Source organism: Pseudomonas sp. IT-P44 (assembly GCF_949768225.1).
Classification (GTDB): domain Bacteria; phylum Pseudomonadota; class Gammaproteobacteria; order Pseudomonadales; family Pseudomonadaceae; genus Aquipseudomonas; species Aquipseudomonas migulae.
Map to the genome: position 1 here is coordinate 1 of NZ_CATKQM010000037.1, position 15,417 is coordinate 15,417.

Sequence of the window (15,417 nt, forward strand, 5' to 3'; positions counted from 1 at the left end):
TATGGCGAGCCTTAGCGAGGCACCGAACGAAAGGGGCAAGAGCGCTTGGTTACTTGGCGCTTCTCCAAGTGACTCGCCGTAAGGGCGAAACCAATAGCCGCCATAACCGCAGCAACGGATATGCCCCCCAATCGCAACAGAACCCCGAGATCAACCCGGCAACCAAGCCTCAGCCCAATAATTCAGATTACTACCCTGCAACATATAGTCACGCAGCACTTCCTCGCGCAACGCATCACCCATGCGGTAACTCGCATCCGGGTCAGCCAGGTGCATACGAATTGCCTCAAGCCATTCCTCGGTACTGTTACTCACCACCTTGGTACACGGCAGATAACCGCGATAAGCCTCAGTATCCGTACAGATCACCGGATAACCGCACGCGCCATATTCCAGCAGTCGCAAGTTGCTCTTGCAGTCGTTGAAGATGTGAAACTCCAACGGCGCCAAAGCCAGATCAAGGTTCAGGCTCGCCAGTTTGGCGGGGTAAGCCTGCAAGCCAACGGCGGGATGGAACTCATGCACGAAAGGCTTGAGTGCCGGCGGGCACATGCCGAAGAACACCCATTCCACTTCATCCGCCAGCAGTCGAACGACATCGGCAATGATCGCCAGATCCCCATCGTGACTGGTGCCTCCGCCCCAACCGACCCTCGGCTTGCGCGACGTACGTCGCTGGCTGCTCAGACCGGTCCACAGATACGGAGCGAGCATGTTCGGCACCACGCGAATATCGTCATGCATGCCTTTGAGGGTATCGGCCAGCGGTTGGGTCGACACCACCACCCGGTCGCACAACCCGACTGCACGCCGCACGATTTGCTCAACGCCAACCATGGCCTTGCGCACGTGAGCGTTTTTCTTCGGAACGTCGATGACATAGTCATCGAGCTCGAAGATCCGGAAAGCCCTGGAGCTGTTTTTGACCCGCTCCACTTCATTCACCGCGCCCTCACTGTAGCGCCCTTGCAAGATGATGACGTCCGGCGACTGGCGCTCCAGCTCAATGTCCGAAGGCGTATGGTAAGAAAGATTACCGAGCACTTGACCCGCAGCTTCCAGCTCCAGAAACGGCTGGGTGACACGGTAATGGCCTACGGCGGTCTCGTTGATCGGGATCGCCAGCACCCGTGGCAGCATGTGACGGGCGAACGGATTCCAGTCGCTCTTGTAACCCGGTTCAAGGCTGAAATTATTGGTGCTCAGACTCAGGTTGACGTTGTACGCAGGATCTCTTGCGATGATCGGCAGCCAGCGCTGATAAAACCGCTTCTGCTCAGCCAGCAGATCTGACACCACCGGCCCGCTCTCCGCCTCGGCAGCCACGTGGACCGATTCGGCATACGGCGTCCAGACCACCAGATAGCCCTTCTGCTTCACACGCAGACAGAAATCAGGGCCGCCGAGTCTTTGGGAAAAGGCCTGCTCGTCAAACCCCTGAAGCTCATCGAACACCTGCTTGCGGACCAGCAGGCACTCGGTTCTCACAGCACTCAAATTCTGCACCGCCTGCTGGCGCTGCATATACCCTGGAGCGGTCATCACCTCCCCGCGCCAAGGTACGCCGACAGGGCCGCGCATCCCCAGCACCAGGGCCGAACCTTCGATACGCCCCTGAGGGCTGACCATTCGGCCACCGACGACGCCCACCTCCGGACGCAAGCCGTGATTCAGCAGCTCCCCAAGCCAGTCACGATTGACGATCAGGCTGTCCGGGCTGAGCAACACCACATACTCGCCACGTGCCTGAGCAACGGCGAAGTTCTGCGCCGCTGCCGGGTTATCGGGGTAATCGCAATGCAGCACGCGCAGTTTTTCACCGCCCATTTGCGACATGGCGGCCAGCCAGTCACGCGCCTCGATCGAGGTGCTTGCGTTGTCGACGATCAACAATTCGTAGTGAGCATAGGCCGTGTGCTCCAGCACACTTTCGATACAACGCTCAAGCCGACCGAGCTGATCCTGGGCCACTACCACAATGGACACCAGCGGCTGAACGCCATGCTGGTAGTCAATTCGATTGATGAGCGGCACGTTGCCCGGCCGCACCTCGTGTGCCGCACCGATACGATCAAGGTGCGCAGAGAGTACGCGGGAGTTCTGCTCGATAACCTGCGGCAGAGCGAGCCATTGCGCCAGGCCGAACGAGGATTCGACCAGCACTTGGGCGACATGCTCCACGACATGCGGGCCGTGGTTTTCGACAAGGCGCCAGACCAGGTCATGAGGGCTGAGCTCAGCGAAATCCGGGGTGAAACCACCCGCGGCTACAAAGCCTTGACGCTGGATGGCCAGTGTCCGCCCGACATAGGGATAACTGCGCAGCAGGTCCAGATTGAAATCGGGCTTGAGGATCGGCTCGACCGACACGTCATTGCGCAAGCCGCCTTCATCGGTATAGATACACAGCGCGTCGGCACTCTCGACCATCCGCTCGGCCAAAAGCAGCAAGGCCAGTTCATTCAGGCGATCACCGGCCCGCAGCAGATAGAACCAGTCCGCACTGTCGGCCTGCATCAAGCCATTGAGTTGCTCAAGCCCGTCGCTTTGCAAGGCCACACGAATCACGTTGCCCGCAAGGGCACTGGTGCGATTTTCACCCGAGAGCACCAACACCCTTTCGGCGCCATAGACCTGCCGTTCGATGCTCTCCAGTGTGACACCCAGTGCCGCATCGTCAGCGTCGGCATCCATCACCACCGGCACAATTCGCGGCTGCCATGCCCACGAGGCAAGGCGCGCAGGTAACAGGCGCTGCTGGGCCGGGTTCAGGGTGCGACACGCCAGCCATTGCTGGTACACATCAGCAAAGCAGTCACAGTTTTCACCCACCCGCGAACGGAGCAACGTCGAGGTAAAGCCCAGGGAACGACCCAGCGCCATTTCTTCCCAGTCATACGGCTCACCAAGGGCGGCGCTGGCCAGATCGATAAAGCGAACATGCCCCGGCGCAGGTGCCGGCTCGCCGCTGCGCACCGACAGCATTTGGGTCAGCCAGCCGAGCTCGACCACCACGGCCTGCTCGACCTCCAGTTGATTGCTCAGGCGCGCCGGGTGCAAGCGTTCGAAGCTGAGCACCTGTGCGATAACCGCCAGATTGCCACGACGTAACAGGCAGACAAACAAGGCGAAATCGAGACGAGCGACAAACCCTTCGCCGACCTGGGTCAACGCGGGCAAATACTCCAGCACCTGATGAGTGCGCATCAGCGCGCCACTCAAATTGCTGAGAAAGTTCAGGGCCGAGCTTTCCAGCACATCCAGCAGGTCTTCACCCTTGAACAGCGTATCCCCCGAGACAAAGCTGGAGTTCTCCAGGCGCTCGGGAAGCAGAAGGTAATCGCCGTCGCAATACTGACGCAGGGCAATCACCAGATTCACATCGTCATGATCAATGAAACCCTGCACCTGGCGGGCAATGCTCTCAGGCAGCAGTTGATCGTCATCACAGAGAAGCTTGAGGTACTCCCCGGTTGCCTGCTCGGCGCAGGCCATCAGATTCCCCTTGAACCCCAGGCGTTGTTCATTGCGCACATAACGCAATGTCACGGTTGGCGGCACTGTGCAGGCCTGGACCAGCTCATGGATTTCGTCGCTGTCGCTGTCGTCACACACGATCACTTCAAGCGACGCGTAGGTCTGGTTCAGCGCACTTTGCAGCGCTGCCTTAAAGTACAGCGGGTTGTAGGCGGGAATGGCGATGCTGACAAGAGGAGCTGGTTTCACGGCAGGGGAACTCGCGAGCGGTGGGCGCTCACTCTGGAACGAGTGGAGCAGCCCTGAACCGCTGAAAAATGACGGTTTGCACTCGGGTGTATTGAACCTTCGCGCCTATGGCGCGAAGGCCTTGACTCAGACTTTGTTGAACAACCCCAACTGAGCGATTTTGCTGAACGCCAGTTGCGAGGCTTGCAGCATGGTTTGCTGCAAGGTCAGGCGGGTCATCACCGTGGCCGGGTCCGAATCACGGATCGCGCCCTGGGTCTGCGTGTTGGCCAGCACCAGGCTCTGGTTGATATCGGTCTGAGTCGTCAGCGACGCACCGCGACCACCCACGGAGCTGAGGCCCGAGGTCAACTGGTCAATGCCGCTGGTCAGGTTACCGATACCGGAACCAATGGCCGCGTTGAGTGCTTGAATGGCCTGCGGATTGTTGTTGGTCGGCGTCGACAGCGCGGTTTTCAGCTGGGCGACCGTGTCCAGAACGTTCTGCGTCTGGTGAGTGTTGACCGTGACGGAGAACTGGTCACCAGCCTGCATCGAAGGTGCGCCGCTCAGCGTAAAGTCGACACCCGACGCGGTGGCGACGTTGCCCGCCAGAACACCGCTGGAAACCGGCTTGCTGCTCGCGGTCAGAGGCGCGGCATACAAGTCGAAAGCCGTGGCGCTGGTGAACTTGAGAACGGCCCCGCCTTCCGGAAAGCTGGCGTGGTAGGCGGCACTGTTGGAGATGCTCGTATTGGTGACGACATCGCTGGACAGGTTGCCTGGGGCACGGGTCGCATTGAAGCTGTCTGGCTTGGCCGCCAGGGTGAAGCTGTAGGCATTGGGGGCCGGAGGCGCCGGGAACACGGTCGCCGGAACGTCGCCAGTCTTCATGTTGATGTTCAACTTCAGGTCAACGCCACGGAAGTTGATTGTCTGTGTGGCGGCACCACCGGAGGAGCTGAACACGCCATTGCCAGAAGCTTCGGCCGTGACGTCATTACCCAGCGAATCGCGGATTTCCAGCTGCGTAGGGCTGAGGAAATTCACGGTGTAGGGCTCGCCGCCACGGAATTTGGCGTTGTAGGTCACGTCCGAATTCACCTGACCATTGGACAGCACCACACGACCGCCATCGATGGCCGGCGTCGGCGTGGTCATGGTGGACTGTGTGCGACTGGTGTTGATGGCTTGCTGGAACACAGCCCAACCGGTGCTGTTGGTGGCCATCGACTGGGTATCGCCAATCGGCAGGTCCAGTGTGACCTGATCACCGTTATAGCTGTAGGTGCCGTCGGTATTACGCGAGAACGGAACGGTATCGCCCTTGGAGCCGGAGAAAATGTATTTGCCGTTTTCGTCCTTGGTGTTCATCAGGCTCAACAGCTGTTCTTCGATCTGGCTGAGCTCCGAAGCGTTGGCCTGGCGATCGGAATCGGTATAACCGGCGTTGCCGGCACCCAGGGCCAGTTCCTTGGCGCGTTGCAGCACGTTGCCGATACTGGTCATGACGGCTTCGGTCTGGCCAAGCGTGGCTTTGATCGTCGTCATGTTGTTGTTGAACTGATCGAGCATCGAAGCCTGCTGGCCCAATTGCAGCAGGCGCGAGGCGCCGACCGGATCATCGGCGGCGGTGTTGACGCGAACCAGGCTGCTCGCCTCTTCGCTGCTCTTGACCACGTTGGCGAAGTTCTTCGAATAGTTGGCAGCCGAGGACTCGTAAAACTGGGCGGTAGAAATGCGCATGGGCTACGACTCCTTAAAGACTGTTGATCAGTGTGCTGAAGATTTCCTGCGCAGCCTTGATGATCTGCGAAGACGCGGTGTAGTACTGCTGATACTTGACCAGGTTGCCGGTTTCCTCATCGAGGTCGACACCCGAGAGCGAGTCGCGCGCGCCCTTGGCATTCGCCAGGATGGCTTCGGTCGCCGCGCTGTCGAGCTTGCCCTGTGCAGCCTTGGAACCCACGCCCTCGACCAGTTTGCCGTAGGCGTCGTTCAGGGAAATGCCTTTGCTGGCCGAACCGGTGTCCACGGTCTTCGCGGTCTGCAAGCCAGCCAGTGCGGTGCCGTTACGGTTGTCCAGGCTGCCCGGCTGAGTGAGCGAGACGTTGATCGCCGCGCCGCTGCTTGGGGCACCGGCGATGGTCATGCTGAAGGCCGCGGCGTACTGAGTCGCGGGCGGAGCCGGGATCGGTGCACCCGCGGCATCCGTGAGCGGAATGCTCAGGTTCAGGGTATTGGTCTCACCTGGCTTGATGGTACCGCCGCTGATCAGCGCACCCTTGGCATCCAGGAACTGGTAGGTCTGGCTGGTGCCATCGGCGGACACCGCACCAAATACCACCTTGGTCGGCGTGGAGTTTTTCAGGCCGTTCTGCATCGCGGTGGTGGTCGCCGCGTCGTAGATGTCGAACTTGGTGGTCAGGGTCGGTTGACCGCTGGCCGGGATCGTCAGGGTGCCGCTGCCACTGCCGCTCGCTGCAATCGCCGCGCCCAGCGGTGCCGCGATGGCCAGACGCTTGGAGTCGGTCATCTCGGTCTTGATGTTCGCCGCAGCATCGCGGGTCGGGGTGATCCTGAAGGTGTCGCCCGCCGTGGCAGAAGCCGCGTTGAACTTCATCTCGACGCCGTCGATGACCGGTGCCGTTGCCGGCGCTACCGTGCTGAAGGAGCCCATCGGCGTGTTGTCCGGCAGGCGCTGAACGGTGTAATCGGTCGCGGTGGTGAACGTGACCTTGTAATCGTTGATGGTCAGCTTGCCAGTGTCCTTGATGCTCACATCAAAGTTACCGGTGCCCACGTTGTTCAGGCTGGCGACGCTGCGTTCAGAGACCAGCTTGGCCGAGTTGATGTTGTTGAACAGGTTCGAACCGAAGGCGCCGTTCTTGTCGATGCCCTGGGCCTGAAGGCTGTTCATCTGGTCGGCGACGACCAGGGCCACACGACCCAATTCGTTCATGGCCGGGTCCAGCACGGTGCTGCGATAACGCAGCAACCCGCCGATTTCGCCGCCGGTCATGATCGCGGTGATATCAATGGTGCTCGAACCGCGATTGAGTTGCAGCGACAAGCGGCCCGGATCGTCTTTGCCCGGTACCACTTCAAGTTTGTTGACCGTATTACCCATGACCAGCGGCTGACCGCTGCCCAGGTAAATGTCGAGATTGCCTTCACGCTCCACCACCTGCGCACCGGTGAAGGTCGCCAGCTGGCGCACGGTTTCGTTACGGGCGTCGAGCAGCTCGTTCGGCATGCCGCCGGAACTGGAAACCTCGGAGATCTTCTGGTTCAACTGCGCCACGGTAGCGGCCAGCTTGTTGACCTGATCCGCCATGTTCGTCAGGTTGCCGTTGATATTGGCATTCTGCTGGGTCAACTGCGCGGAGACCGAGTTGAAACGGTTGCTCAAGGCCTGGGCATCGCTGAGCAGCAACTGGCGGGACGCGTCGTCACCCGGCTTGGCGTTGACGTTCTGCACCGAGGCAAAAAACTTGGTCAGTGCGCCGTTCAGGCCGGTGCTGGTGTCGGAGAGCAATTTGTCCAGCGGCGTGACCTGATTCAGGTAGGCGGCCGAATCGCTGTTGAGCGAGGTGGTGGTCTGCAACTGCGCATCGAGGTAGCTGTTGTACACGCGACGCACATCGGCCAGGGTCGTGCCGGTGCCGATGTAGACATTGCCGAACTGCTGCGAGGCCTTGGTGCCCTGCACTGTTTGCTGGCGCGAGTACCCGGCGGTGTCGACGTTGGCAATGTTGTTGCCGGTGGTCATCAACGAGGATTGGCCAGCGGCCAGACCCGACATCCCGATATTGAGCAAACTCATGGTTCGACCTTAATCCTTGTGCCTATAAAGGCGTGGTGGAAACGCCCGCCGCAGCGTAGTTCTGGTAACTCGTCATCTGCTTGGCTATCTGCGAAATCTTGCTCGCGTAGTCCGGGTCGGTTGCGTAACCGGCCTTTTGCAACTCGCGTACAAACTGTTCTGGGTTATCGGCCGACTTCACGACATCTTGATAGCGATTGTTGGTTTGCAACAAAGTCACAAGGTCATGGAAGCTGTCCTTGTAAGAGCCATAGGAACGGAACTCGGCCGTCTCCTTGACCATCGCGCCATTTCGGAATTCGCTGGTGATCGCCCGCGCCGAATCACCCTTCCAGCTGCTGCTGGCCTTGATGCCGAACAGGTTGTGGCTGCTGCTGCCATCCTGTGCGCGCATGACCGATTTGCCCCAGCCGGTTTCCAGTGCCGCTTGAGCCACCAGGTAACGCGGATCGACGCCGATGCGCTCGGCGGCTTCCTTGGCCATCGGCAACATGGTGTTGACGAACTGATCGGCAGAACTGAAGGCTTTTTTCGCCGGTGCCAACGGTATCTGAGCGATGGCACGACCATGAATCTGCAAGCCGGCGTTCGCTGATGCTTGCGCAGTCGCCAGCCAGTCACCGTTGAACAAAGGCCCCGAACCGGTCGGCGTGGTGCGCTCTGCCAATCGAGTGTTATTGAGCGGCGCGGCGGCCGTCGTCGCCGAAGGCACCAGGCCCGCCAGCAAGCGGTCAGCCAGTTTCGGTGGCAACGCCAGGCGCCGCTGATTGATCAGCGCCATGTCGTTGCGATGTGCGCCCTCGCCTGCCGCCTGTGGAGCGCTGATCGAGCGCGAAGCCCACAACGGACGCTGGCCATTGACTCGCGACAGCGGCCCATTGGTCGCGACCGTGCCCGCCGCCACCGGCGTCTGCACCGCTGCTTTTGCCGCTTCCTGCTTGGCCGCCGACAGCGTTGCCGCTTCGCCCGGCGCCAATGGTTTGTTCTTCGACATCTGGCGCATCAGCACGTCCGCCAGACCAATACCACCGCCCTCGCGGGACATGGAAACGGCCAACTGCTGGTCGTACATTTCCTGGTACTGCTTGGCCGCCGGCGTGTTGAGCGGGTTGCCCTCGGCCAGCGTGTCGGTCGCCTTGCGCATGGACTTGAGCATTTCACCGAGGAACAGCGACTCGAATTCCTGCGCCACCTTGCGCAGGTTTTCGTCACTGTTCTTGTCGCCGACCTTGAGCTGATTCAGACGATTGAGGTCCGAATAGGACCCCGAATCGGCACTGCTGACCAGACCACTCTTGTGCATATCCATGGTCGCCGGCCTCAGATCACGATCAGGTCGGCTTGCAACGCGCCGGCCTGCTTCAGTGCTTCAAGGATTGCCATCAAGTCGCCTGGCGCCGCGCCGACCTGGTTCACCGCACGCACGATCTCGTCGAGGGTGGTGCCCGGGCCGAACTTGAACATCGGCTTGGCTTCCTGCTGGGCGTTGACCCGCGAGCGCGGCACAACAGCAGTCTGACCATTGGACAGAGGGCCGGGCTGGCTGACGATCGGGTCTTCGGTAATGGTCACGGTCAGGCTGCCGTGAGTCACGGCGGCCGGGGACACCTTGACGTTCTGGCCGATCACGATGGTGCCGGTGCGGGAGTTGATGATGACTTTCGCCACCGCCTGACCCGGATCGACTTCAAGGTTCTCGATGATCGACAGATAGTCGACGCGCTGGCCCGGATCCAGTGGCGCACTGACGCGAATCGAACCGCCGTCGATGGCCTGGGCAACGCCAGGGCCGAGCATGTCGTTGATCTTGTCGACGATGCGCTTGGCGGTGGTGAAGTCGGAACGGTTGAGGTTCAACGTCAGACTGTTGCCCTGGTTGAAACCGCTCGGCACCGAACGCTCGACCGACGCACCACCGGGGATGCGACCGGCCGACGGAACGTTGACGGTGATCTTCGAACCGTCACGACCTTCAGCATCAAAACCGCCGACGACCAGGTTGCCCTGGGCGACCGCGTAAACGTTGCCGTCGATACCCTTGAGCGGCGTCAGCAGCAAGGTGCCGCCACGCAGGCTCTTGGAGTTACCGATGGAGGACACGGTAATGTCCACCTGCTGACCCGGTTTGGCGAAGGCCGGCAAGTCGGCACTGATCGATACCGCCGCGACGTTTTTCAACTGCACGTTGCCCGAACCGGGCGGCACCTTGATGCCGAACTGCGAGAGCATGTTGTTGAAGGTTTGCAGGGTGAACGGCGTCTGCGTCGTCTGGTCGCCGGTACCGTTGAGCCCGACCACCAGGCCGTAGCCGATCAATTGGTTGGAACGTACGCCGGAAATACTGGCGATATCCTTCAGCCGCTCGGCCTGAGCACCAAAGGCTGCGGACATCAGGAACGCAGCCACCATCAGGTGTTTGAAATTCAACGTGACCACCTAGAAAGGGAACAGCGGGCTGAGGAAGAAACGGTCGAACCAGCCTGGCTGACTCGCATCGGCAAACGAACCGGTGCCCGAATAGGTGATGCGTGCATCGGCGATGCGCGTTGACGAAACCGTGTTGTCGGTCGCGATGTCATCGGCCCGGACCAGGCCCGCGATCCGTACCAGTTCATCACCGGTATTGAGGGTCATCCACTTCTCGCCGCGCACGGCAATGATGCCGTTGGGCAAGACGTCGGCGACGGTCACGGTGATCGAACCGGTCAGGCTGTTGCCCTGCCCGGCCTTGCTGTCGCCCTTGGTCGCGCGGTCGCCGCTGTAACTCGCATTCAGTGTCAGATCATTCTCATTGAATGGGTTGTTAGTGTTGGGCACCACACCGAACAACGACGTCAGGCCAATGCCGGCCTTGCTGTTCTTGGCCACTTGCGAGTTGGCGTTTTTACTGGCCTGGGTTTTTTCGTTCAGGGTGATGGTGATGATGTCACCGACCCGGAACGCCTTGCGGTCGCTGTACAGGTTCTGTTCGAAACCGGCCTGGTAGATCGAGCCGTTGTTCGCGGCAGCCGGCAATGGCGTACGCGGCAACACCGGGGCGTAGTAAGGGTCATTGGGCTTGGGCGTCGGACCGACGCAACCCGCCAGCGCGACGACGCCACTCAGTGCCAGGACAGATACAAAGCGATTCATGACCCTACCTCACGGTGTTGCAGGCGGCCTCATGACCGCCTCATAGACTTGATTACAGATTCTGCGTTACGAACGAGAGCATCTGGTCGGCGGTGGAGATCACCTTGGAGTTCATCTCGTAGGCGCGCTGAGTGGTGATCATGTTGACCATCTCTTCAACGGTGCTGACGTTGGAAGTTTCCAGGGTGTTCTGCAGCGTGGTACCGAAACCGGCCAGGCCTGGCGTGCCGACTTGCGGCGCGCCGCTGGCAGCGGTTTCCAGGAACAGGTTGTTACCCACGGCTTGCAGGCCGGCCGGGTTGATGAAGTCGGCGGTTTGCAGGTTGCCGATCACCTGGGATGCCGGGTTGCCGGCAATGGTGATGGACACGGTGCCGTCGCGACCGACCGTGAAGGTCTGCGCGTCGTTCGGAATGACAATGGCCGGCTCGAGGGCGAAGCCGTTGGCGTTCACGATCTGGCCGTTGGAGTCGAGGTGGAACGTACCGTCACGGGTGTAGGACGTGGTGCCGTCCGGTTGCAGGATCTGGAAGAAACCGCGACCGTCGATGGCCATGTCCAACGGCTGCTCGGTGGTTTGCAGGCTACCGGCGTTGAAGTTTTTCTGGGTGCCGACAATGCGCACACCGGTACCCAATTGCAGACCCGACGGCAGTTCGCTGTCCTGGGTCGACTGGGCGCCTGGCTGGCGTTTGATCTGGTACAGCAGGTCCTGGAACTCGGCGCGGTCACGTTTGAAACCCGTGGTCGACACGTTCGCCAGGTTGTTGGAAATGGTGGTCAGGTTGGTGTCCTGGGCGGACAGACCTGTTTTGGCAACCCATAGAGCCGGAAGCATTCGATTCTCCTCGTGCGCCTGTTTTACGGCGCGACGTTCTGATAATTAGCTGATCTGCAAGACCCGAGCCATGGCCTGGTCATCGTCTTTGGCGGTGTTCATCATCTTGATGTGCAGTTCGAACTGCTTGGCCAGCGCCAGTACCGAAGTCATCTCTTCCACGGCATTGACGTTGCTCGACTCCAGGAACCCGGACACCAGTTTGACGTTGGCATCGGCTTGCGCCGGCTTGCCATCCTTGGTGTGGATCGAACCGTCCAGGCCTTTGGTCATGTTCTTGAAATCCGGGTTGACCAGCTTGATGCGGTCGACTTCAGCCATCACGCGAGGGCCTTCGCCCATCGCACGAATGCTGACGGTGCCGTCTTCACCCACTTCGATTTGCTGCTCGGGCGGCACGGAAATCGGCCCGCCATTACCCATCACCGGCATGCCGTTGCCGGCCCGCAACACGCCCAGAGCGTCAACGTTCAGACTGCCGGTGCGCACGTAGCTTTCACCGCCGTCGGGGTTCTGCACTGCGATCCAGCCGTTGCCCTGCACCGCGACGTCGAGGTCGCGACCGGTTTGTACCAGAGAGCCCGCGGAGAAGTCGGTGGCCGGACGTTCGGACATCGCAAACGCACGCGCCGGAAAGCTGTCACCGAATACCGGCATCGAACGCGCCTGCTCCAGGTCTTTCTGGAAGCCGTTGGTGGAGATGTTCGCCAGGTTGTTCGCATGAGCCTTCTGCGCCAGTGCATTCTGGCTGGCGCCGGTCATTGCCACATAAAGGTACTTGTCCACACTCTTTCCTCTGCATGCCGGACGTTTGCCGCCCACCGCTGTACTGCTGAGCGATAAGCAATTTGCAGACCAACTTTTTTCTGGCGGCGCAGAGCCCGGCAAACAAAGGACTTTGGGCGCTCAGGGGGAAATGGGGGAATGTGTCAAAGACGAAAAACCGGCGGTGTTATGCCGGTAAGTGGCAACGCATGATCCAAAGGTTGCCCGTGCCGGCCCCTTCGCGAGCAAGCCCGCTCCCACATTTGACCGCGTTTCTTCAGGAGAAACTCGCACGAGTGTGGGAGCGGGCTTGCTCGCGAAGAGGCCGGCACAAACACAGCAAACGTCAGCTAGGACTCAGTCTTGCCGACTTCATACTCACGCAACTTGTTGGCAATGGTGGTATGCGAAACCCCTAACCGCTTGCCCAGTTGCCGACTGCTCGGATGCTCCGAATACAAACGCTCCAGCACCGCTTTTTCAAAACGCCCGACAATCTCATCCAGCCCGCCTTCAAGCGAAAAATCGCCAAGCGGCTGACGCACGCCATAATCCGGCAGGCGAATATGTTCAGCCTTGACCGTCCCGCCCTCGCACAACGAAACCGCCTGGAACAGCACGTTTTCCAACTGCCGGACGTTGCCCGGCCAATGGTAGTGACTGAGCCGCTCCATGGCCGCCGGCGCCAGTTTCGGCAGAGGACAACCGATCTGCCGACTGGCCTGATCAAGGAAGTGCTCCACCAGCGGCGTCAAACCATCCAGGCATTCGCGCAGTGGCGGGATATGCAGCGAAAGCACGTTCAAACGGTGATACAAATCCTGGCGAAACTCGCCACGAGCGCACAATTCCGACAGGTCGACCTGCGTGGCACAGATCACTCGCACATCGAGGTAAACCTCTTCATCACTGCCTACACGACGGAAGCATCCGTCCTGCAGGAATCTGAGTAATTTCACCTGCAGGCGCGGGCTCATTTCACCCACGCCATCGAGAAACAGCGTACCGCCCGCTGTCAGCTCCAACAGCCCGAGCTTGCCTTCGGCACGGGCGCCTTCAAACGCACCGGGGCCGTAGCCGAACAGTTCAGTCTCGGCCATGGACTCCGGCAGGCCGGCGCAATTGAGCGCCATCAGCGGCGACTGCCCCCGGGGGCTCGCCAGGTGGCAGGCGCGTGCCAGCAATTCCTTGCCGGTGCCGGTTTCGCCTTCTATCAATAGCGGCGCATCCAGCGGTGCCATGCGCCGGGCTTCACGCACCACCGCCGCCATCACTTTCGAGCTTTGGAAGATGCTGTCGAACCCGCGCAGTTCCTGTTTGCGCACGTTGTAAATGCGCTCCCCTACCCGGTCGGCACGGTGCAGCGTCAGCACCGCGCCAGCCATGGCCTCGCTGTCGTCATGCTCCGATTGCAGCGGCGCGATGTCGGCCAGAAACACGTCGCCCTTGACCTTGACTCGCAGCCCGTTGATCCGCGACTTGTTGGCGCGCACCAGTTCCGGCAAATCGAAATCCTCGGCGTAACGCGACAAGGGAATCCCCGGCACCTCATCGACACGCACGCCGAGCAACTGCGCCGCCGCGCGGTTAGCCGCAACAATCGAGCCGCCCATGTCGATCGACAACACCGGAAATTCCAGGGCACCGAGCAAAGCATTGAGTTCCATGTGCCGACGCTCGCTCGGCATGAGGCCTACACGCTTGACGCCAAAGACCCCGGCAATCGACTCGAATTTCGGACGCAACGCCTGGAACTGAATATTGATCAGGTTCGGGCAATGCAGGTAGATCGCGTTGCCATGCTCGCCACCCACTTCACCGCGAGCGACGTTGATCCCGTACTCGACCAGTAAATTGAGAATGTCGCGCAGGATGCCGATGCGGTTCTGGCAGTGGACTTTGATACGCATAAAAAGGCCCGAAATAAAACGGTGAATGAGGTTTATGCCCGGCATCAACCTGTGGGAGCGGGCTTGCTCCGGGCGGCGTTCCGACGAAAGCGGTGAGTCAGGCAATATTAATGGTGACTGACCCACCGCTTTCGCGAGCAAGCCCGCTCCCACAGGGTATTTTTCTGTTGGTGCGCTCAGATAGTCGTCAAGATTATGTGACACCTGTGAGCCATTTCAAACCCGAAAAACTCATGCGCAGCGCCACAGCAACCAATCCGTAACGAAAAGTTTACGAAAACCAACGAATTTTCCTACATGCGACGGCTTACACGTGCTGCAACATCGCAATTCCTGAGGTATTTCTAAGTCCATAGCAGGACATAACAAGAACGAAATCCCCTAGCAGGAGAGCAGCATGAAGCAGACGCAGTACGTGGCTCGCGAGCCCGATGCGCAAGGTTTTATCGACTACCCCGCCGAAGAACACGCGGTGTGGAACACGCTGATCACTCGCCAACTGAAAGTGATCGAAGGGCGTGCGTGCCAGGAATACCTGGACGGTATCGAAAAACTCGGTCTGCCCCACGACCGCATTCCGCAACTCGGCGAAATCAACAAAGTCCTCGGTGAAACCACCGGCTGGCAGGTTGCCCGAGTACCCGCACTGATTCCTTTCCAGACCTTCTTTGAATTACTGGCCAACAAGCAGTTTCCGGTGGCGACGTTTATTCGTACCCGCGAAGAGCTGGATTACCTGCAAGAGCCGGACATTTTCCACGAGATCTTTGGTCACTGCCCGCTGCTGACCAACCCTTGGTTCGCCGAATTCACCCACACCTACGGCAAACTCGGCCTGAAGGCTTCCAAGGAAGAACGCGTGTACCTGGCGCGCCTGTACTGGATGACCATCGAGTTCGGCCTGGTCGATACCCCCCAAGGCCAGCGCATTTACGGCGGCGGCATTCTTTCCTCGCCGAAAGAAACCGTTTACAGCCTGTCGAACGAACCTGAGCATCAGGCCTTCGACCCACTGGAATGCATGCGCACGCCTTACCGCATCGACATCCTGCAACCGCTGTATTTCGTCCTGCCGAACCTCAAGCGCCTGTTCGACCTCGCCCACGAAGACATCATGGGCATGGTCAAGCAAGGCATGCAGCTGGGCTTGCACGCACCGAAATTTCCGCCAAAAGCCGCGTGATCCGCAGCTTTTAGAATCAAGTGAGCCTGTCAGGAATCGACGCTTTGGTTTAGCGTGG

10 protein-coding genes are annotated in these 15,417 nt (G+C 60.0%); 1 reads left to right on the plus strand and 9 read right to left on the minus strand.

The features are described from left to right. Positions 1-150 precede the first annotated feature (150 nt). The 9 genes from ACM6IO_RS19970 to ACM6IO_RS20010 form a co-directional block, all read right to left on the minus strand. The gene (locus tag ACM6IO_RS19970; protein ID WP_414912077.1) at positions 151-3,726 is read right to left on the minus strand and encodes a glycosyltransferase; all 3,576 of its coding nucleotides are present in this window, start codon (positions 3,724-3,726) and stop codon (positions 151-153) included. A 126-nt stretch (positions 3,727-3,852) separates the two neighbouring features. Next, positions 3,853-5,451 (minus strand): flagellar hook-associated protein 3, encoded by a 1,599-nt coding sequence (locus ACM6IO_RS19975; protein ID WP_414912078.1) that lies wholly within the window; start codon positions 5,449-5,451, stop codon positions 3,853-3,855. A gap of 13 nt (positions 5,452-5,464) precedes the next feature. Continuing rightward, complete coding sequence (gene flgK / locus ACM6IO_RS19980) at positions 5,465-7,531, minus strand: flagellar hook-associated protein FlgK (protein ID WP_008042677.1); 2,067 nt, start codon at positions 7,529-7,531, stop codon at positions 5,465-5,467. A gap of 22 nt (positions 7,532-7,553) precedes the next feature. Continuing rightward, positions 7,554-8,840 (minus strand): flagellar assembly peptidoglycan hydrolase FlgJ, encoded by a 1,287-nt coding sequence (gene flgJ, locus ACM6IO_RS19985; protein WP_414912079.1) that lies wholly within the window; start codon positions 8,838-8,840, stop codon positions 7,554-7,556. 11 nt (positions 8,841-8,851) lie between these two features. Next, positions 8,852-9,940: a flagellar basal body P-ring protein FlgI gene (locus ACM6IO_RS19990; protein ID WP_032832736.1), complete on the minus strand. Its 1,089-nt coding sequence runs from the start codon at positions 9,938-9,940 to the stop codon at positions 8,852-8,854. A gap of 27 nt (positions 9,941-9,967) precedes the next feature. Next, positions 9,968-10,663: a flagellar basal body L-ring protein FlgH gene (flgH, locus tag ACM6IO_RS19995; RefSeq protein ID WP_008042681.1), complete on the minus strand. Its 696-nt coding sequence runs from the start codon at positions 10,661-10,663 to the stop codon at positions 9,968-9,970. Positions 10,664-10,715: 52 nt separating this feature from the next. After that, a complete protein-coding gene (gene flgG / locus ACM6IO_RS20000) occupies positions 10,716-11,501 on the minus strand; it encodes a flagellar basal-body rod protein FlgG (RefSeq protein ID WP_008042682.1) in 786 nt (261 codons plus the stop codon). A 45-nt stretch (positions 11,502-11,546) separates the two neighbouring features. Further along, the gene (locus tag ACM6IO_RS20005; protein WP_008030482.1) at positions 11,547-12,287 is read right to left on the minus strand and encodes a flagellar basal body rod protein FlgF; all 741 of its coding nucleotides are present in this window, start codon (positions 12,285-12,287) and stop codon (positions 11,547-11,549) included. A gap of 329 nt (positions 12,288-12,616) precedes the next feature. Next, the gene (locus ACM6IO_RS20010) at positions 12,617-14,176 is read right to left on the minus strand and encodes a sigma-54-dependent transcriptional regulator (protein ID WP_111451850.1); all 1,560 of its coding nucleotides are present in this window, start codon (positions 14,174-14,176) and stop codon (positions 12,617-12,619) included. 397 nt (positions 14,177-14,573) lie between these two features. On the opposite strand from ACM6IO_RS20010, the gene phhA reads away from it, so the two are divergent. Further along, a complete protein-coding gene (gene phhA / locus ACM6IO_RS20015) occupies positions 14,574-15,359 on the plus strand; it encodes a phenylalanine 4-monooxygenase (RefSeq protein WP_207285382.1) in 786 nt (261 codons plus the stop codon). Positions 15,360-15,417: the final 58 nt, after the last annotated feature.